Consider the following 18,175-nt stretch of genomic DNA (forward strand, 5'->3'; position numbering starts at 1 on the left):
CCGGTGGGTTCCGGTGAGCATGACGATACCGGCCGCAGGCCCGTTATGTAAAGAGCTTTACAAAACTGTCTGGAGCCGGTCGCCGCGAGGTCACCCGGGACAGCAGCATGTCCAGATGGGCGGGGGCAGTCAGTAGATCCTGGGCCAGCAGCGCCGCGCCAACGACGCCGGCGTCCGCCCCTAACTGCGCCGAGGCGATCACGAGCGGCCGAGTGGCCTCCTGCGGCCCGACGGCGTCAAGGGCGGCCCGCAGCGGGTCCAGGAACACTGCTCCGCCGTCGGCGAGGGCACCGGCAACCACCACCGCGGAGGGATTGAGAACCGCAACGACCGGGGCTAGCGCACGGCCCACGAGTCGCGCAGACAGTTCGAGCAGCTCGATACTCAGTGAGTCCCCGCGCAGGGCGAGCCCGGAGAGCTCTTCGCTACTGTCCACCGTCCAGCCGGCCGCGCTCAGCCGTTCCCGCAGGGCCCAGCCACCGGCCACCGACTCCAGGCAGCCGAATCGCCCGCAACGGCACTGCCGCCCCTCCGGAATCCGCATGTGCCCGATCTCTCCGGCCGCCCCGGTGGCGCCCGTGCGCACGACGCCATTAATCACGGCGGCCGCGGCGATCCCCTCGCCCGCCTTGACCAGGACGATGTCGTCGGAGCTGGACCAGCGCATCCGGTACTCGCCGAGTGCGGTCACCTGCACGTCGCTGCCCACGGCCACCGGGACACCATCGAAGTCTCCCGTCAGCTCCGCGGCGATGTCCACGCCGTGCCAGCCGGGCATCAGCGCGGGGTGGACCAGGCGCCCCGAGAGGGGGTCGACCGCGCCGGGAACGCATACTCCCGCACCCAGGACGCTACCCGTGGCACCGATTTGCTTGACCATTGCCTGCAGACGACGACGGACCCACGGGAGTACCGCGCCAGGACCACCGGAGAGGTCCAGTAGCCGGTCATCGCGCACCAGGATCGTCCCCGCGAAGTCCGTCACCGCCAGGCGGGTGCGCGCGCTGCCAATGTCGACGGCTAGCAGCGCGCCGCAGCCGGGGCGAATCCGGAAGACCGTGCGCGGCCTGCCACCGGTTGAGGCGTCCTGCCCGGCCTCATCCACCAGCCCCGAGCGCAGCAGCGCGTCGAGCCGCTTGCCCAGCGTGACCCGCGAGAGCTGCAGACGATCCTGAAGCTCGGGCCGGGTAGTCGCCTCTCCGCGACGGATCAGCCCGAGGAGTTCGCTGGTCTCAGCCTCTCGAACGTTGCCCATCACGCCGCCTCACGCTTGCCCCTCGCCGAGATAGTACCCAATCCGCCGCAATCGGCGGCAGCCCCAGGATCGAGATCACGCCACCGCGCCCCGGTCAGGGCCCCGCGCGCCCGGTCAGGGCCCCGCGCGCCGGCTTCCTGACGGCCCCGGGCAGTGAACCCGTGTTCGCGTGATTCACCCCGCCCGCCCCGATCCGCATTTGCATTTCCCGACAACGCAGCCGTGCCCACCTGCACCCGCCCGGCAGGCTAGCCTTGGGCACCGTGAGCACCCGCGTCATCCTGCTTGCCGGCCCGTCCGGCTCCGGTAAGACGTCCCTGCTGCGGCGCTGCGGCGCGCGTCGGCTCAAACTCGACGACTTCTACCGCGACGGCGACGAGCCGGGCATGCCGCTGCTGGACGGCGGCGTCTCCGGCGCTGAAGGCGTCACCCGGGCCGAGGCCCACAGCGCCATCGACTGGGACAACCCCGCCTCATGGGACGCAGACCGGGCAATGACCGCAATCCTCGACCTGTGCGCCACGGGCACGGCGACCGTGCCCGTGTACTCAATCCCGGATAACGCCACGGTCGACTACACGACCCTCGACGTCGACGCCCTGCCGGCCTTCGTCGCGGAGGGCGTGTTCGCCGCGGAGCTCGTTGACCGCTGCCGGGAGGCCGGCGTACTGGCCGATGCGCTCGTACTGCGGCGCCCACGCCTGCAGACCTGGTGGTTCCGACTGCGCCGCGACCTGGCCGAGCACCGTAAGCCGGTACACGTGCTGCTGCGTCGTGGCCTCCGGCTCGCCCGCGAGGAGCCCGCCAAGATCGCCGGCTGGGCGGCGAAGGGCTGCCGCCCGGTTGACCGCGCCGAGTGCGAGGCGACTATCGCTCGCCACCTCGGCGCGGACGTCCAGCAGTCGCGGGCCGACGACGCCGCCTAAGTCCCGTGCCTCGTCCCCCGCTTCCCCGGCCGCCCCGGGCGAAACCGATCCGGCCGCGGGATCTTGAGCCCGTCGGCGCCGTCGTCCTGCGGGCGGGCGGCTACGTCGACCGAGCGCGCCTCAGCGGCGTCGATGTCTCAGGGGTGGATCTGCGCGGGTTGGAGCTGGTCGAGTGCGTAGTTGAGGACGTGCGGGCCGATCGCGCTCATCTTGAGGAGTTGCGCCTGGCGGAGTCACGCGTGGACCGCTTGACCGCCTCCGAACTGCACGCGCAGCGGTCGGTGTGGCGTGAGGTGTCCTGGGAGTCCTCCCGGGTCGGGGCCTGCGAATGTCATGACGCGCAGTGGCGCAGCGTGCTGATTGAGGGCTGCCGCATCGGTTTCCTGGGGCTGGGACGGAGCAATCTGCTGGATGTGCGCCTGCGCGACTGCGCGCTGGACACGCTCGACCTGACTGCCGCCACGCTCAACCGGGTCGCTTTCGAGGACTGCCGTGTGGGCGAGCTGCGGATCCGGGAGAGTCGGCTCAAAGACGTGGACCTGCGTGGACTCACGCTCAATCAGCTCGACGACGCCGCGGGCCTGCGCGGTGCCTGGGTGGGTGCCGAGCAACTCGCGGAACTCGCGCCCGCGCTCGCCGCGCATGTGGGCCTTCGTGTCATCTAACCGCCGCTCCCCGCCAGTCTTTCTTCGCCTCGCCGAGTTCGGTCGAAGTTGCGCACCGAGTTCGGTCGCTCATAGGGCCCAAGGTAGGTCGGTACGGGTGAAGGTAGGTCTGTACCGGTGAAGGTAGGTCGGTACGGGCGCACAAGCGCTGGTAGCAAGATGCGGCCCCGGGCCGCGCGCCCGGTACCACGGCCGGCCCGGAATGTGATGGGTTTTCCACAGGCGCGATGGAGCCAGTAGCGCCGCGGCTGTTGGTCACGCTACGGTTGCGTGCGTTAACGCCAAGCCGAAGCCCCAGCAAGTCCCGCCCGGGTCCTCATCGAGGAGGCCACCCCCAACATGCCCACGCACCCAAGCAAGCCACACGCCAGCACCCGCCACCACCAGGCCCGCGCCGCTGCCGCACACCCCCATGCGCCGAAACCTGCGCGCCGAGCGGATCACGTGCGCCGAGCCGGCGCACTGGCCATCTGCCTCGCCCTACTGGGCGCCGGCTGCTCACACGCCGCCAACCGCACCACCTACACCCCCACCTGGACCCCACCCGCCACAGCCAGCGCTAGCGCTACACCCACGCTCTCACCCCAGCAGGCCGCCGCCAGGGCCACCGCCCTGGCCATGGACAAGCCCCAGGCCTACACCCCGAGTTCACCCCCGACGGCGCAGCCCAGGCAGCCACATACTTCCTCAACCTCTACCCGTACGTCTACGCCACCGGCGACCTGGACGCCTGGAAGAAGATGAGCGACGACAACTGCGAATTCTGCAACAACGTGGCAGATGACGTAGCTAATCGCCATGAAGCAGGTAATTGGGTCGACCCGTGGGAGCAGGAGATCACCCCCCTGGAGTGGTGGACCGACCAGGACGACCCCAACCGCTACGTCGTACGCGCAAAAACAAGCTTCGACGTCCACTCAACACATTCCGGAGACGGAGTAGAGGTCACGCATACCGAAGGGGCAGACGAAATCCTTCTAATTCAGATGCTCTGGAAGAACTCGACGTGGAGCGTAGAAATCGTCGACATCGAAGACGCAGGAGATTCCAAATGAGAGTTCATTTAACTATATTCCGCCGGACCACGGCGATCGTGGCGACATTTTATTTGATGGCATTCGTAAGTTCAACCGCCGCCGCCTCTCCGCCTTCGACAGATTACCATACCGAATCACACGGTAATTCTGTGACTGTTACGGGTAGGACGTCCTACGAGGTGGTCTACTCCACCCCGGGCGCGCCGGTCGGCGGGGGCTACTACGCCAACCCCGCCCCCGCGCAGGACAACGGCAGAACCTACGAGTACGGGCCACCCACCCACCAGTGCCCCTACGGCACCATGTCCTCCCCCGCCGGCGTACGCCCCTTCATGTTCAAGTGCCTAGACGCCCCCCAGGCAGCACCCGCCCAGGGCACCACCACGGTCACCACCGTCACCGCCACCGACGCAGCCACCCTCCTAGCCGACGGCTCCGGCATCACCCGCCAGCCCCCAGGCCCAGAAGTACTACTAACCAAGGACTTCATCACCTACACCAGCCCCGACACCCAGGTACTAACCACCACCATCGCCGGCACCCCCGTCACCATCCACGCCACCCCCACCACCTACACCTGGAACTGGGGCGACGGCACCACCACCACAACCACCGACCCCGGAGCCCCCTGGCCGGGCCAGACCAACACCCACCGCTACACCCACACCGCCCAAGACGTAACCACCACCCTCACCACCACCTGGAAAGCCACCTACACCCCCGCAGGCGGCACCACCACCCCCATCACCGGAACCATCACCACCACCAACACCACCACCCCATACAACATCGTCCGCACCATCACCTACCTCACCGACCAAGCCGAAACCCAACAAGAACACTAAACCCACCCACACCACCACCCGGGCGGGCCCAGCCAGAGGCACCACAGCCACCGCAACTGTCCAAGATGTCCAAGAGCGGCACAAACCCCACCCCACCCCGAACCAGCGCCGCCTCCAAACCGCACGATCCCAACGGCTCCGCAAGACGCGAGAGGGCCATCCGCGGACATTCATGCCAATCTCGGACAGTTTGCTCAGCCGAACTTCGACTAGCGAGCGCCCAACCGACCCACACTCATCTACACGCCACAGGTATACTTCGCGTGTATAGTCACACTCATGGATACCCGCCTCACGCTTCTCGGCCTACTCGGCACCGGCCCCGGCTACGGCTACGACCTCAAGACGCACTGGGACCGCTGGTTCGCCGACACCAAGCCGCTCGCCTTCGGCCAGGTCTACGCCGCCCTCGCCCGACTGCTGCGCGACGGTCTCATCGTCCAGCTCGGCGCCGAAGCCGGTGCCGGACCGGAACGCAAACGCTACGAGATCACCGAAACCGGACGCGCCGCCGTGGAGGAGTGGATCCGCAGCCCCGAGGTCCCCTCCGACTCCATTCAGGCCGACCTGTTTGCCAAGACCATCATCGCCATCCTGCTCGACGACGACGCCGAGCACCTCCTGGACCTGCAACGCGCCGCCCACACCCAGCGCATGCGGGAGCTCACCCGCCGCAAGGAGGGGGCCGACCTGCACACGATCCTCGTCGCCGACCACGCCCTTTACCACCTGGAGGCGGACCTGCGCTGGATCGACCTAACCGCTGCCCGCCTCAACGAGTTGCGCCGGGAGGTTCGGGCATGAGCACCGCACCCTCAGACTCATCCTCCGTATCCGTTTCAGCCCTGCCGTCTGCAGCGCCTACAGGAGCCGCTTCATCCACGTCCTCCCCCGCCTCGGCACCCGAGGTGATCGTGCGGGCGCGCCGACTGGAGCTTGCCTTCGGCGCCACCCGCGCCTTGCGCGGCATCGACCTCGACATCGCCGCGGGCGAGGTCCTGGCCATTACCGGCCCCTCCGGGTCGGGCAAGTCCACGCTGCTGCACGTGCTGGCGGGAGTGCTGACACCCGACGCCGGCAGCGTGCTCTACGGCGGCCGCGACGTTGCCACCCTGAATGAGGCCGCACGCGCCCGCCTGCGCCTCGCGGAGTTCGGCTTCATCTTCCAGTTCGGTCAGCTCCTGCCGGACCTGTCGGCGCTGGACAATGTCACGCTGCCGCTACTGCTGGCGGGCGTCTCGCGCCGGGAGGCCCTGGAACGCTCGCATACCCAACTGACGGCCCTCGACCTGGGCGAGCACGAGCACAAGCTGCCCACGCAACTCTCGGGCGGGCAGGCACAACGCGTCGCCGTCGCCCGCGCCCTGGTCACTTCGCCGCGCATCCTGTTCGCGGACGAGCCCACCGGTTCCCTGGACTCCCTGGCCGCCGAGCAGACGATGGGCGCCCTGCTCAAGGCCGCGCGTGCGGCGCGCTCCGCTCTGGTGATCGTCACTCACGACGCCCGCGTCGCCGCCTACGCCGACCGCGAGGTGATCATCCGCGACGGGTGCGTCAGCCTCAACAACGGCCTGCTCGTCGCAGCTCGGTCCGACGGCGAGGAGCAGGCACGATGACCACGCTCCCCCTGACCCGCCTGGTGGTGGCCGGAGACCGTGCCGCTCGCCGCCGTCTTGCGGGTATTACCGCGGGCGTCATGATCGGCGTCGCACTCTTCCTGCTGCTGGCCGCCGCCGGACAAGCATTCGGGGTGCGTTCGGAGCGCTCTACCTGGACCGACCTGATGGTGACTGATCCGGGGGTGAGGCAGGTACTGGCGGCGGACACCGTCTTAACGCCGGAGACGGCCGCCGCCGTATCGGACATCGACCATTACGAGGATCACCTGATCACCATCCTCATGGTCGCCGCCACACCGGACACCCGGGTGCGGATCCCCGGCTCCGACGTCGTCCCCCACCCGGGCCAGTACCTCGCCTCCCCCGCCCTGGCCGAACTCATCGATGCCGCGCCGGCAGACCAGCTGGGCGAGCGCTACGGCGAGCAAGTGGGAGTCCTGTCCGACGACGCTATCGAGGGGCCGGACTCCCTGGTACTGGTGCTCGGGGTGGAGCAGTCACGCGTGCTGGCGTGGGAGGGTATGAGCGCTCCCCAAGTGGTTACCGAGTTCATCGGCTACGACTACGCCTCCACGGCCTACCGGATCGTCGCCATCATCGGAGCGATCGCCGTGCTGGTACCGGTGCTGCTGCTGATCGCCATCGTCACCGGTCTCGGTGCGGCTCAGCGCGCAGAGCGCTTCGCCACCCTGCGGCTGATCGGCGCCACTCCTGGACGAGTAGCGCGGATCGCCGCGGCGGAGACCGCCGTGACGGCCCTGCTGGGAGCACTGCTCGGTGTCGTCCTGTATCTTTTCCTCATCCCGCTGGCGGCACGCATCGAGATCGGCTCCTCGACCTTCTTCCCACGCGATCTGCTGACCTCGCCGGGAGTCATCGGCGCAACCGTCGTCGCCATCCCCCTGATGGCGGCGGTGGTGACCTGGTGGACGACGTTGCGGGCCGATGTCGGCCCTTTGGGTGCCTCCCGCGAACGCCGCGAACGCCCGCCGCGTCTACTCTCCCTCCTGCCCCTGCTGCTCGGTCTTGCGGGACTGACGGCGGTGCGGGTTCTCGCCAACGCCGTAGACACCGGTGAAGGAACAGCCGTTGACATTCCCATCGCCCCTCTGCTGGTGGCCTCATTCGTGCTGACCATGCTGGGACTGCTGTGGGCCGGTCCCCTGCTGACCTCATGGGCTGCTCGCCTGGTGCAACGCCGCGCCCGCAACGCGGCGCAGGTGATCGGTCTGGGCAGGATGGTCCAGCATCCCAGGGCGGCCTTCCGCGCCGTCGGCGGCCTCGTCGTCGCCGTGTACGCGGTGACACTGTTCGCTGTAGCCGTCACCGCCGCGGCCGGCACCCCGGAACTCAACCAGGGCAGTGGTTACCTGGCGCCGACGACGCTGTATACGTTGCCCGAGCCCGGCGCCGCGGACGCGCTCGAGCAGGCGGCCCCGCAGATCGCGCAGGTCGAGGGCGTGAGCGCCGTCGTCGTCGCCCGGGAGGCGCCGTATGGCGCCGAGGACACCTCCCCGCGGCTCGCCCTGCGGACGGCGGACGCCCGCGCCCTGGGCGCCTTCAACGCCGATTCCTCGGGCGCGACCATGGACTCGCAGTGGGTGAGCGTGTCCTGGGACTGGCTCGTCAACGACGTCGCGGATCCGCGACCGCTTACCGCTCCCGAGACCGATGCCGCGGCCACGCTGCTGGTCGCCACCGACGGCGAAGCGGCCTCGGTTGAGCGGGCGCGCACCGCCGTGGTGACCGCCATGGGTGAAGGGCTGACCCACTACCCGATCTCACGCTTCGACAATGTGGTCGCCTCCGACTCCGCGCTGGAGAACCAGTTCGCCGCCCTGGGTTATATCGGCATACTCATCGCCGCGGGGGTGTCGGCGGCGGCGCTGGCGGTGTCCACCGTCTCCTCACTGCTGGCGCGGCGCCGGGTGCTGTCACTGCTGCGGCTGATCGGGATGCCCCACCAGACCCTGCGGCGGGCCACCGCCTGGGAGATGTTGCTCCCCGTGATCACCGTGCTGGCGCTGTGCATCGGTGCGGCGGTGTACACGGCGTGGATCGTCATCGTCGGTATCTCGTCGCGGGGAGTCGGTTGGCCTGCGGCCTCCTACTACGTGGTGCTCGGCGCGTGTCTGGCACTGGTCGGCGTCGCCGTGTTGGCGAGCACGCGGGCGGCGTCCCGGATGGTTGCCTCCACGACGGTACGGTTCGAGTGAGTTACCGACACATCCGCTTCCCCTGAAGCGTCGAATAATGGGCACGCATCAGCGCGGAGCGCGCGTAGTAAACAACGCACAGGAATCGCGATGTGGTCCGTTATGAATCATCAGGAGGATCGCCCCATGACCGGCACGGTCATCGTCTTTGACATCGACGGGACGCTCATGGGCCACAGGGCAGCGGCAGACGACGCCCTGGACAACTTTCTTCGCCTGATGGGGATCGACCCTACGCCGTCGCTGCACCACGCCTGGATTCGGGCAGAGCAGGAGCACTTCACGGCATGGCGAGACGGGAACATTAGCTTTACCGAGCAGCGACACCTCCGCATGGCGGAGCTGCTCACGGCGCTGGGGATGACAGTCGACGGCGAGGCGCAGCTGGACCAGCTCTTCACGTACTACCTGGCCGAGTACGAGCGTGCCTGGCGGGCCTACCCCGATGCGCTGCCGTGCCTGGAGGAGTTACGCAACCGCGGCTTCAAGCTCGCGGTGCTCAGCAACGGTGAGTACCGGCAGCAGGACCTAAAGCTTGAGCGGATCGGCGTCCGCAAGTTCTTCTCCTGCGTGCTCACCTCCGACTCCTTAGGGGCCGCAAAACCTCACCGGGAGGCATTAGACCGGGCAGCCGAGGTGCTCAACGCATCGAGCGCGGAACTCACCTACATCGGCGACGACGTCGAAATCGACGTGCTCGGGGCACGCGCCGCAGGCTGGCGGGCGTTCCACCTGGACCGGTCCGACATCAGCCGCATCCAGGGCTGCATCAAGTCGCTGAGTGAACTGCCCGCGCTCCTTGAGCGGTGACGAGAAGTACGCCCACTCACGAGCGTGGCCTGACCGACTGCCGCTATGCCCCATGCGCCCGGCGCGGCGCGACCGAACCGTGGGAGGTGCGCGTCGTCGTCGGGCGGGCCGACTCGACCCGCCCGGCCGACTCAGCCCCGCCGCACCAGGGGGAAGGTGATGGTCTCGCGGATGCCCTGCCCGGTCAGGGCCATAAGCAGCCGGTCCACACCCATGCCCATGCCGCCGCAAGGCGGGAAGCCCTGCTCCATGGCCACCAGGAAGTCCTCGTCCAGCACCATTGCCTCCGGGTCCCCCTTCGCAGCGGCCAGCGCCTGCGCCTCAAAGCGCTCGCGCTGGATGACCGGGTCGGCCAGCTCTGAGTAGGCGGTAGCCGTCTCGGTGCCGCGGATGTACAGGTCCCACTTCTCGGTGAGTCCCGGACGGGAGCGGTGGTAGCGCGTCAGCGGGGAGGTGTCCTCGGGGAAGTCGAAGACGAAGGTCGGCTCCCATAGGTCGTTGCCGACCGTCTCCTCGAAGATGTCCTCCACGATCTTGCCGGCCACGGCGTAGTCGTCGACCTCCAGGCCGAGCCGCTCCGCAATCCGGACCAGCTGCTCGCGGGGGTGGCGACGGTGATCTCCTCCCCCACCGCCTCGGACACGGAGGTGTACAGGTCGAGCCTGCGCCACTGGCCGGACAGGTCGTACTCGGTGCCGTCGGCCAGGCGCACGATCTCCTCGCCCTCGCTCAGGCCGAAGGCGTCGCGGGCCGCCTGCTGCACCAGGTTCTGGGTCAGCTCGGCCATGCCGTTGTAGTCGGAGTAGGCCTCGTAGGCCTCCAGGGCCGCGAACTCCGGGGAGTGGGAGGAGTCCATGCCCTCGTTGCGGAAGATCCGGCCGATCTCGAAGACCCGGTCCACTCCGCCGACCACGGCCCGCTTGAGGTAGATCTCGGTGGCGATGCGCAGGTACAGGTCCATGTCTAGCGCGTTCATGTGCGTGACGAACGGCCGGGCGGCGGCGCCACCGTGAATCGCCTGCAGCACCGGCGTCTCCAGCTCGACGTAGTCGCGCCCGTAGAAGTTCTCCCGCAGGCTGCGCACGACGGCGGCCCGCGTGCGCACCATGTCGCGGGCGGCCGGGCGAGTGAGCAGGTCCAGCTCCCGACGCCGCACCCTCTGCTCCTCCGAGAGCGTCACCGCCTCACCGGCCTCGTTGGTCCAAGTCTTGGGCAGGGGCCGCAGTGCCTTGGAGGCGATGCGCCACGCGGGGGTGGCGACGGAGTCGTCACCCAGGTTGGTCAGGTCCGCGGGGTCGGCGTCCGCGCATAGCTCCGGCTCGGCAAAGACGGACAACTCGCCGCGGCGGGAGGCGCCCACGTGCCCGCGGACGAACAGGTGATCGCCCAGGTCGACATCAGTCTTGAACGCAGCGAGACTCGAGTGGCCCTCGCCCGGCAGGGACTTAGCCGACAGCATCGCCTGAAGAGTCGCGCCGGCACCGTCCTGCAGGGTGACGAAGCACAGCCGACCGGTGTTACGCAGGAAGACCACGCGCCCGGCGACCCCCACGACGTCCTCGGTCTCCTCGCCGGCCTGGAGGTGGCCGTAGCGCTCGCGCACGGCGGCGATCGTGGTGGTCAGCGGCACGGAAACCGGGTACGGCTCCCAGCCCTCTTCGCGCAGGCGCTCGCGCTTGTCGGACCTGATCCGGAACTGGTCGCCCGACGACGGGGCGGCCTGCCTGGGCTCGGGCCGGGATGCGCTCGGCTCGGCGGCCCGCGGCGCGGAAGTCTGCTGGTTGTCGAGGGCTTCACTCACGCGCGCGAGTCTAACCGCTCAGCCCGAGCGCCCCACACCCGGCGACCACCGGCTTCACCGGTGTCGGCCACCGTGGCTGCGACCGCCCCGTTCCGCCTGGTTGGCATGACCGTGTTGGCCAGGACGGTCACTCGCCCAAGCTGTTGTCCCGTCCCACATCTGGGCCGAGGCCCGGCGAACTCGCACATACTTTCATCCACAGGTTACGACTGCTCTCCGCCGCTGTTGGAGAGTTATCCACAGGCAGGCGCTTGGGGCTACACGACTCGGCGGGCACGAGGTCATCATTCGTTCATGGACATCAAGCTCGAGCTCCTGCTGGAACGCGTCGCGACCCTGAACGGCGCGGCGTACGACGATGAGGTCGTCCGCGGTGCGCAGGACAAGCGCGCCGTCGAGGCCGCCCTCGCGGCCGAGCTGCTCTACCGCCCCGCACCGAGATTCCTCGCGATCCCAGGAACAGATCCACGCATCGTCAAGTGCAGGCAGTTTCGAGCGCACCTGACCTGCGCGAGCGCCGCCGAGGTACTCGGCTACCCCATGTGGGGCAAGCCCGAATCGCTGCACCTGGCGGTGCCCAGTAATCGCGGAGTCAGATCGAGCCCGCACCGTGACTTGAGCGACGTAGTCGTGCATCGGAAAACACAACTCACACCGATGACTGTGGACGGCTTCCCCCTGGTGGTTCCGGCCGAGGTCGTAGCCTGCTGCCTGAAATGCCTTGATGAGCTCGACGCCATATGCGTTGCGGATGCTGCACTCCACCGCGGCGACACCACGAAAGCGGAAGTCGCGGAGCTTCTGACCGGGCGTTACAGCGCCAAGGCCAAACAACGGTTGGAACGCGCAGAACCTGCTACGCGGTCCCCTCTGGAGACTCGTACCAGGCTCGCACTACGTGACATCAACCTGTCGGTGGACACCGGGGTGATCGTCGAGGGGATAGGGGAGGTTGACATGCTGGTTGAGGGATGGCTGATCGTAGAGACGGACGGCTGGGAGTTCCACTCGTCGAACGAGCAGTTCGCGCTTGATCGCCATCGCGACCAGGCTGCGCTCGCCGCCGGCTACGTGCCCGTGCGCTTGACCGGACAGGATGTTGCGGCCGGAGAGGAGCGTATTCGCCGCATAGTCGCGCAGGCGATCCTGGGTGCCGCACGCTCAGTTCGCGTTGCCCTTCCCCAAAACCCCGGAATAATGCGGAATCTTTGTCGGGCTGCGGGGGCGCGCTAAGCCTCCAGCGTGCGCCGAGGATGTCGGCGCACGCTGGAGCTACATCAACCAACCGCCCCGATTTTCGGGCAACCATCACTTTTCCCTGGAATCTAGCCATATTTGGGTATATCGCACGCCGGAGTCTTCATCCCTAAGCGTGCGCCGCCCCTACTCCCAACGTGCGCGAACCGTCAGCGGTGGCGCTCAACAGGAGATCCGGCTCCGTATGGTCCGCTAGTGCCGTCGGGAAACGAGGACACGGCATCGGCTCGACTTGCCCAACAGTTAGCAATGCGCAGTTCAGTCACGCACCGCAGCCAGGGGCAGACCAGAGGACCGCAAGCCCTGGAGGCGGGCTACGTCGGAGTCCGCGGGAATCTGTCCGGGCTCGGTGCCGCGCTCGACAATCTGGTTGTTCTCATCAACGAACACCACGTGCGGCAGATAGTTGCGGGCCTCGTCATCACTCAGCTGGGAGTAGCCGATGAGAATCACGATGTCGCCGGGACTGACCAGGTGAGCGGCGGCACCGTTGATGCAGATCTCCCCCGCGCCGCGCTCGCCGGGGATGACGTACGTGGAAAGGCGGCTGCCGTTGGTGCAGTCGCAGATGTCCACCCGCTCGCCGGGCAGCAGGTCCGCCGCGTCCAGCAAATCCGCGTCCACGGTGATCGAGCCGACGTAGTCCAGGTCGGCCTGCGTCACTGTGGCGCGGTGAATCTTGGACGTCATCATCGTCCTAGTGCGACTACTCATCGCTCACAAGCGTAGACGCACCAGACTGGCCCAACGCAGTGTCGTGACAGAGAAGACAGCGTGAGGAGGACAACGGTCCCTGGACAGTAAGGAGCGGGCCGCCACGCCACTTCAACCGACCTCGGCACGTAACTACTACCGACCTCGACGGTCATATCAACCGACCTCGGTGGCGCGAGCGAGCCAGCGGTCCAGGCGCTCGCGCCGGCGGCGCCGCAGCGCCCGCTCGGAGATGACGCGTTCAATGCTGGCGGCATCGTTCAGGTCCAGGTTGCTCAAGGAACGGCCGATCTCCGCATCCACCATGTCCAGATGCAGCGCGGCCAGGCCGCGCCGCCGCGCGAAGGGCCCCTGCACCAGCCGCAGCGACTGGATGCGCTCGTAGGGGATCACGCTGACGCGCCGCCGCCACCGACCAAGCCGCAGCACCACGCAGGTGTCGGTCAGTGCGACCGCCTCGCGTCGCCACGCCAAAGGTGAGAACAGACGTCCGCGCGGACTGATGCGAATGAAGCCGCGTCCTGCGGCGCCGGAATCCAAGTCCACATCGCCCACCCCGTCATGATCGCTCCCGGTAAGAGCCACCTCCAGAAATGCATCCGGATCGGCGACGCCCAAGTCGGGCACCACCAGCCACAGTGCCCGCAGGGCGGTCTCGCGCCGCCCCACGGGCAGCAGCACATTTGCCCCGGTGTCCTCTACCCCGGAGGACTTGACCTCGGCGGCGCTGCGCCCGGCAACGCTTACCTCCACTCGCCACCAGTCGGGCCCACGCCACAGCGGCCCCTGTTCGATCTGCACGCCATGCACCCGGCCAGGAGGGAGTGTGGAGGAGGTCTCCGCAGTCAGCCCGAAGCGCGTTCGAATCCCCGCAGGCGTGGCCGCGGCGCGGAAGCGCCACCCCTTGTCGAAGCGGCTCCATGCGTAAGCCCCCAGACCGAGCGGTATGGTCAGCATGGGCAGCACGCTGAAGAACACCGCCAGCGCCCTGGTGTCCTGAAAAGCCTCGATTCTCAGCCACACGGCTACCAGCACCAGGAAGCCGACCAGCACCGCGGCGGTCGCCAGGGTCACTCCGGAGCGGAGCATGGAGCCGATCAGGATGCGGGAGTCCACCTCATACAGGTAGTGCTCGGCGGCGGACAGCCGCTCCTTCGGGATCGGCTGCGCGGCCACGGCGTCCTCGAATCCGCGGGGCACCGACCGGCCCGCCGCGGCTCCCGCGAGTTGGTCCCCGCCAGAGCTGGGCGCTTCCCTGGGTGCGCGTCCCAGCTCCCCGGGGGCATGCATCCCGCGCCCCGCGGAAACCGGTCCCGCCGCCCCGTCGGAGTCAACGAGGCGACTGCGCGGCCCCGCATCCCCATACGGTTCGCCGACTTCGCCAAGCCGCTCCAGACCCGGGCCCGTGCTCGCACTCTGCTCCACTGCCTGACCCTCGCCGTGCAGCTGGGCTCCGGCCGCCAGCGACAGGATCCGATCACGCAGCTCCTCCAACTCGCGCGTCCGCAGGAATCCGATCAGTACGTGCGAATCGCCACCGCCGGCCACTTCCACCTTCAGCCGCCCCAGCCCGAAGATACGGCCGAGCAGCGGGTGGATGATGTCGACGGACTGGATGCGCGGCAGCCGCGCGGTGCGCAGTTTCCGATTGAGGACGCCCGTGCGCAGGTAGACGGCGTCATGGTCGACGGCGTATGCGCGCATCCGCCAGGAGAGCCACAGACCGAGGCCAATGACCGCCAGGACGCCGACCATTCCCAGCCCAACGCTCAGGATCAGGTTGGACGGCAGGTCGCCCCGGTAGCTTTGAACAGCCGAATACGCCTCCAGGATCAACTCGATGTTCTGCCACAGCAGGAAGGCCAGCACCGCCCCGACGATCTTCCAGCCCTCCAGCAGCGGGGTGATGGGGTGCACCCGAGACCACTGCGCGTCCGGCGGCAGAGAGATGCCCCGTTCCTGGGCGTTCTGGCGCCGGGCATCGGGCAGGGAGGTGCCGCGGGGCCGGGCTCCTCCCCGACGCCGTCCGCCACCGCGGAGCGGAGCAGCGTCGCTATGTGACTGAGCGGATTCGTTCTGCGGCAGGCCGGAGGCGTTCTGCGGCAGGCCGGAGGCGCCGGAGGCAGCTGGAAACACGTTCACAGTCCCGCCATCCTCTGCTCGCCGCGTTCGGACAGCACGCGCCGCAGGCTCTCCGCCTCGGCGACGGGCAACCCGTTGATGGTCGCGTCGGTGGAGGCCGACGCCGTGTGCAGTTTGACCTCCGCAATACCGAGGTGGCGGGCCAGCGGCCCCTGAGAGGTATCCACGAACTGCATACGCCCATAAGGGATCACGCTGATGTGGCGGAACATGATGCCCTTGCGCCACAGGAGGTGCTCGTCAGCCATGGCGTACCCCATGGCCCGCACCTGTCGGGGAATCAGCCAGGCCTCCCACACCGTAAGTACAACGGCAAGTACGGCCCCGATGTGGAACCAGGGGCTTACCCAGACTCCGGCAACCAGGAAACCGATCAGGAGTACCGCGTTGAGAATCAGGTTCAGCACCAGGCGGGCGGTGCTCAGGCGTGCGGAGACCGGGCGGAAGCGGATGCCTGCAGGCGTGAAGGGATCGGCTGCTGTAGGCGCGGAGTCTGGGGAGGAAGGGGAGGAAGGGTACATGCTGCTCCTGACGCGATGTGTCGTGTCGGACCGAGACCGAGCATCGCAACCATGCGCGAGCACCCGCATCCTCCCACGGTAGGACCCACTTCCGCCCCGGCTCCTGCCAGGGTGCCACCCGGCCCCTGGGTGGCGCCGTTCAGGCCTGCTACCGGCGACTCCGAATGCCTCATGCCGCCGGACTCCTGGGTGGCGCCGTTCAGACTTGCTGCCGGCGACTCCGAATGCCTCGTGCCGTCCGGGTCCCCGGGTGGTGCCGCCCGCCCGGGCCCGACGGCACCCGGCGCCCGCCCTGGCCCGCGGCGGGCCGGCGGACTCACCCCAGCTCGACGAGCGTGTTGTCGATCAGGCGGGTGGTGCCGACGCGTGCGGCGAGCGCCAGCAGGCCGTGGGCGTGCTGGCCGGGCGTGTTCTCCGACTGCCCGGTGCCCGCCCGGCCCGATTCCTGCTGGTTCTGGGGCTCCAGGCCGAGTCCCGCCCCGGCCAGGTCAGTGAAGGAGTCGGGGTCGACGACGGCGACGTAGTCGACCTCCACGCCGGCCTCGGCCTCGAGCACCTCCTGGGCGGCGGCACGGATGGCGGCCGGGCTCGCACCGTCCCGGGCGGCCGCGCGCCCCGCCTCCAGCGCACGCGACAGCGCGAGCGCGCGCTCGCGTTCGACGTCGGACAGGTAGGCGTTGCGTGAGCTCATGGCCAGGCCGTCGGCTTCGCGGCGGATGTCGACGGGGACGATCTCAACGGGGACCGCCAGGTCGCGCACCATGGCCTTCACGACGGCGAGCTGCTGGGCGTCCTTGCGGCCGAACATGGCCCAGCGCGGCGCGGTCAAGTGCATCAGGGACAGCACCACCTGGCACACCCCGGCGAAGTGGGTGGGGCGGGTGCGGCCCTCCAGGACGGTTGCCAACGGACCGGGGTCGATGCGCACCTGCGGCTCGCCGTCGGGGTACATGACCTCGGGGGTGGGGGCGAATACCACCAGGCGCCCCACCGAAAGTGCCCCGTCAGCCCCCGTCAGGACGGCGGCCAGGCCGTCCAGGTCGGCCTCCAGGGTGCGGGGGTAGGCGTCCAGGTCCTCACCGGGCGCGAACTGGAGCGGGTTGACGAAGATCGTGACGACGACGGTGCCGCCCGCCCCTACGCGGCGGGCCGCCTCGCGCACGAGGTCGAAGTGGCCCTCGTGTAGGGCACCCATGGTCATGACGACGGCGCGCGGGGCGCTGTCCCCGGCCAGGGTTGCGGCGAGCTCCTCCCGGGTCCGGGCGAGAACGGTGTTGGCGGCGTGGGAGGACGTGTCCGGGGTGGTCGAGACGGTCATGACCCAACGCTAGATGATCCGGTTCCTGCCTGCGCCGCCTGATCCTGAGGCGCAACGCTAGCCGGCGGGCTCAGCGGGCGCTTGTGGCGGTTCCGGCGGCTCGTCCAGGGCCTCACGCAGCGCATGCGCCTGTTGCGCACCCAGTGCGCCGGTCTCTTCTCGGCGCGTCACGGTGGCCTGGGCAAGCGCCCGGTAGGTTGCGACGACGTCGTCCAGTCGCTGCCCGTTGGCGTCGCGCAGCTTGGTCAAGGCCGCCAGGTGGGTACGGACCGTGCCGGCGTCGCCACGCGCGACCGGCCCCGTCAGGCCTGCCTCGCCCTCTCTCAGGGCGCGATCCAGGGCGGTGGACAGCAGCGGGGCGAGGGTGGCGGCGCCATCTTCCACGCCGGCGGCCGAGAGGATGCGCACCGCCTGGTTCACCAGCGTCACCAGGTGGTTGGCGCCGTGCGCGAGGGCGGCGTGGTAGGCGGGCCGGGAGTCCTCCGGCAGGACGAATGGCTCCCCGCCCAGTTCTACTGCGAGCGCCTGCCCGATCGGCAGTACGGCGGCGGGGGCGGTGACGGCCATGGGGCAGCCGACCAGGCGTGCAACGTCGGTGGAGAAGCCACCGAAGGTCATGGCCGGGTGGATGGCGAGTGGGATGGCGCCGCAGCGGCGAGCCGGCTCGAGCACGCCTACGCCGTATGCGCCGGAGGTGTGCACCACCAGTTGTCCAGGCTGCCAGCGCTTCAGGTCGGCCAGGCCCTGGACGAGGTCTGCCAGGGCGTCGTCGGGGACGGCCAGGAGTACCAGCTCAGCACGTTCGACAATGTTCGCTACGTCCAGCAGGGGGACGCCGGGAAGAAGCAGCTCGGCGCGCTCGCGCGAGGCCTCGGAGACGGCGTGCACGCCGATGATCTGGTGGTCCACCGCGCGTAGGGCGGAGCCGAGCACCGCGCCGACCCGGCCGGCGCTGATGATGCCGACTCCGAGCCGGCCGGGCCGACCCGGGCGGGGCAGAGGGGTCGCTGATGATTCGGGGCCGGGGGCGGCGTCGGGGGCAGGCCGGG

At 68.9% G+C, this 18,175-nt stretch carries 15 protein-coding genes and 2 pseudogenes; 10 read left to right on the top strand and 7 right to left on the bottom strand.

The annotated features are described in order from the left end of the window. Positions 1-43: 43 nt before the first annotated feature. Positions 44-1,255: an ROK family transcriptional regulator gene (locus CWT12_RS11200; RefSeq protein ID WP_161924863.1), complete on the bottom strand. Its 1,212-nt coding sequence runs from the start codon at positions 1,253-1,255 to the stop codon at positions 44-46. A gap of 263 nt (positions 1,256-1,518) precedes the next feature. On the opposite strand from CWT12_RS11200, the gene CWT12_RS11205 reads away from it, so the two are divergent. From CWT12_RS11205 to CWT12_RS11245, 9 genes and pseudogenes are all read left to right on the top strand, one after another. Beyond that, positions 1,519-2,181 carry an ATP-binding protein gene (locus CWT12_RS11205; RefSeq protein ID WP_161924864.1) on the top strand — a complete coding sequence of 221 codons (663 nt, stop codon included), beginning with the start codon at positions 1,519-1,521 and terminating at the stop codon, positions 2,179-2,181. A gap of 5 nt (positions 2,182-2,186) precedes the next feature. After that, positions 2,187-2,846: a pentapeptide repeat-containing protein gene (locus CWT12_RS11210; RefSeq protein ID WP_161924865.1), complete on the top strand. Its 660-nt coding sequence runs from the start codon at positions 2,187-2,189 to the stop codon at positions 2,844-2,846. Between the two features lie 339 nt (positions 2,847-3,185). Beyond that, positions 3,186-3,590: a hypothetical protein gene (locus CWT12_RS11215; RefSeq protein ID WP_161924866.1), complete on the top strand. Its 405-nt coding sequence runs from the start codon at positions 3,186-3,188 to the stop codon at positions 3,588-3,590. After that, positions 3,551-3,901 (top strand): annotated as a pseudogene (locus tag CWT12_RS11220) (DUF6318 family protein); the annotation flags it as partial. The gene CWT12_RS11215 and the pseudogene CWT12_RS11220, both read left to right, overlap by 40 nt. Before the next feature lie 131 nt (positions 3,902-4,032). Then, positions 4,033-4,728 carry a zinc transporter gene (locus CWT12_RS11225; protein WP_161924868.1) on the top strand — a complete coding sequence of 232 codons (696 nt, stop codon included), beginning with the start codon at positions 4,033-4,035 and terminating at the stop codon, positions 4,726-4,728. 279 nt (positions 4,729-5,007) lie between these two features. Next, positions 5,008-5,532 carry a PadR family transcriptional regulator gene (locus tag CWT12_RS11230; protein WP_161924869.1) on the top strand — a complete coding sequence of 175 codons (525 nt, stop codon included), beginning with the start codon at positions 5,008-5,010 and terminating at the stop codon, positions 5,530-5,532. Beyond that, positions 5,529-6,344, top strand: coding sequence for an ABC transporter ATP-binding protein (locus tag CWT12_RS11235; RefSeq protein WP_161924870.1), 816 nt, complete (start codon positions 5,529-5,531; stop codon positions 6,342-6,344). The genes CWT12_RS11230 and CWT12_RS11235 overlap by 4 nt, the downstream gene beginning before the upstream one ends. Further along, positions 6,341-8,563: an ABC transporter permease gene (locus tag CWT12_RS11240; RefSeq protein ID WP_161924871.1), complete on the top strand. Its 2,223-nt coding sequence runs from the start codon at positions 6,341-6,343 to the stop codon at positions 8,561-8,563. The genes CWT12_RS11235 and CWT12_RS11240 overlap by 4 nt, the downstream gene beginning before the upstream one ends. A 126-nt stretch (positions 8,564-8,689) precedes the next feature. Beyond that, positions 8,690-9,373 (top strand): HAD family hydrolase, encoded by a 684-nt coding sequence (locus CWT12_RS11245; RefSeq protein WP_161924872.1) that lies wholly within the window; start codon positions 8,690-8,692, stop codon positions 9,371-9,373. Positions 9,374-9,504: 131 nt separating this feature from the next. Here the strand turns inward: CWT12_RS11245 and CWT12_RS11250 are convergent. Continuing rightward, positions 9,505-11,174: pseudogene (locus CWT12_RS11250) on the bottom strand (lysine--tRNA ligase). A gap of 294 nt (positions 11,175-11,468) precedes the next feature. On the opposite strand from CWT12_RS11250, the gene CWT12_RS14135 reads away from it, so the two are divergent. Next, on the top strand, positions 11,469-12,407 hold the full coding sequence (locus tag CWT12_RS14135; protein WP_237564167.1) for a hypothetical protein: 939 nt from the start codon (positions 11,469-11,471) through the stop codon (positions 12,405-12,407). Between the two features lie 282 nt (positions 12,408-12,689). On the opposite strand, the gene panD is transcribed toward CWT12_RS14135, so the two are convergent. The 5 genes from panD to CWT12_RS11280 form a co-directional block, all read right to left on the bottom strand. Next, positions 12,690-13,145, bottom strand: coding sequence for an aspartate 1-decarboxylase (gene panD / locus CWT12_RS11260; RefSeq protein ID WP_161924873.1), 456 nt, complete (start codon positions 13,143-13,145; stop codon positions 12,690-12,692). 156 nt (positions 13,146-13,301) lie between these two features. Further along, the gene (locus tag CWT12_RS11265) at positions 13,302-15,287 is read right to left on the bottom strand and encodes a PH domain-containing protein (RefSeq protein WP_161924874.1); all 1,986 of its coding nucleotides are present in this window, start codon (positions 15,285-15,287) and stop codon (positions 13,302-13,304) included. Further along, positions 15,284-15,808 carry a PH domain-containing protein gene (locus CWT12_RS11270; RefSeq protein WP_161924875.1) on the bottom strand — a complete coding sequence of 175 codons (525 nt, stop codon included), beginning with the start codon at positions 15,806-15,808 and terminating at the stop codon, positions 15,284-15,286. Before CWT12_RS11270 ends, CWT12_RS11265 begins: the two co-directional genes overlap by 4 nt. 316 nt (positions 15,809-16,124) lie before the next feature. Continuing rightward, complete coding sequence (gene panC, locus CWT12_RS11275; protein WP_161924876.1) at positions 16,125-17,126, bottom strand: pantoate--beta-alanine ligase; 1,002 nt, start codon at positions 17,124-17,126, stop codon at positions 16,125-16,127. Positions 17,127-17,183: 57 nt separating this feature from the next. Next, a complete protein-coding gene (locus CWT12_RS11280; protein WP_161925462.1) occupies positions 17,184-18,125 on the bottom strand; it encodes a Rossmann-like and DUF2520 domain-containing protein in 942 nt (313 codons plus the stop codon). Positions 18,126-18,175 lie beyond the last annotated feature (50 nt).

Source organism: Actinomyces sp. 432 (genome assembly GCF_009930875.1).
GTDB lineage: Bacteria > Actinomycetota > Actinomycetes > Actinomycetales > Actinomycetaceae > Actinomyces.

What these genes read in the sequence shown, in the direction of transcription:
- CWT12_RS11200 (WP_161924863.1), bottom strand. Translation starts at nt 1,255, where the DNA reads ATGGGCAACGTTCGAGAGGCTGAGACCAGCGAACTCCTCGGGCTGATC.
- CWT12_RS11215 (WP_161924866.1), top strand. Translation starts at nt 3,186, where the DNA reads ATGCCCACGCACCCAAGCAAGCCACACGCCAGCACCCGCCACCACCAG.
- CWT12_RS11230 (WP_161924869.1), top strand. Translation starts at nt 5,008, where the DNA reads ATGGATACCCGCCTCACGCTTCTCGGCCTACTCGGCACCGGCCCCGGC.
- CWT12_RS11235 (WP_161924870.1), top strand. Translation starts at nt 5,529, where the DNA reads ATGAGCACCGCACCCTCAGACTCATCCTCCGTATCCGTTTCAGCCCTG.
- CWT12_RS11240 (WP_161924871.1), top strand. Translation starts at nt 6,341, where the DNA reads ATGACCACGCTCCCCCTGACCCGCCTGGTGGTGGCCGGAGACCGTGCC.
- CWT12_RS11245 (WP_161924872.1), top strand. Translation starts at nt 8,690, where the DNA reads ATGACCGGCACGGTCATCGTCTTTGACATCGACGGGACGCTCATGGGC.
- CWT12_RS14135 (WP_237564167.1), top strand. Translation starts at nt 11,469, where the DNA reads ATGGACATCAAGCTCGAGCTCCTGCTGGAACGCGTCGCGACCCTGAAC.
- panD (WP_161924873.1), bottom strand. Translation starts at nt 13,145, where the DNA reads ATGAGTAGTCGCACTAGGACGATGATGACGTCCAAGATTCACCGCGCC.
- CWT12_RS11270 (WP_161924875.1), bottom strand. Translation starts at nt 15,808, where the DNA reads ATGTACCCTTCCTCCCCTTCCTCCCCAGACTCCGCGCCTACAGCAGCC.
- panC (WP_161924876.1), bottom strand. Translation starts at nt 17,126, where the DNA reads ATGACCGTCTCGACCACCCCGGACACGTCCTCCCACGCCGCCAACACC.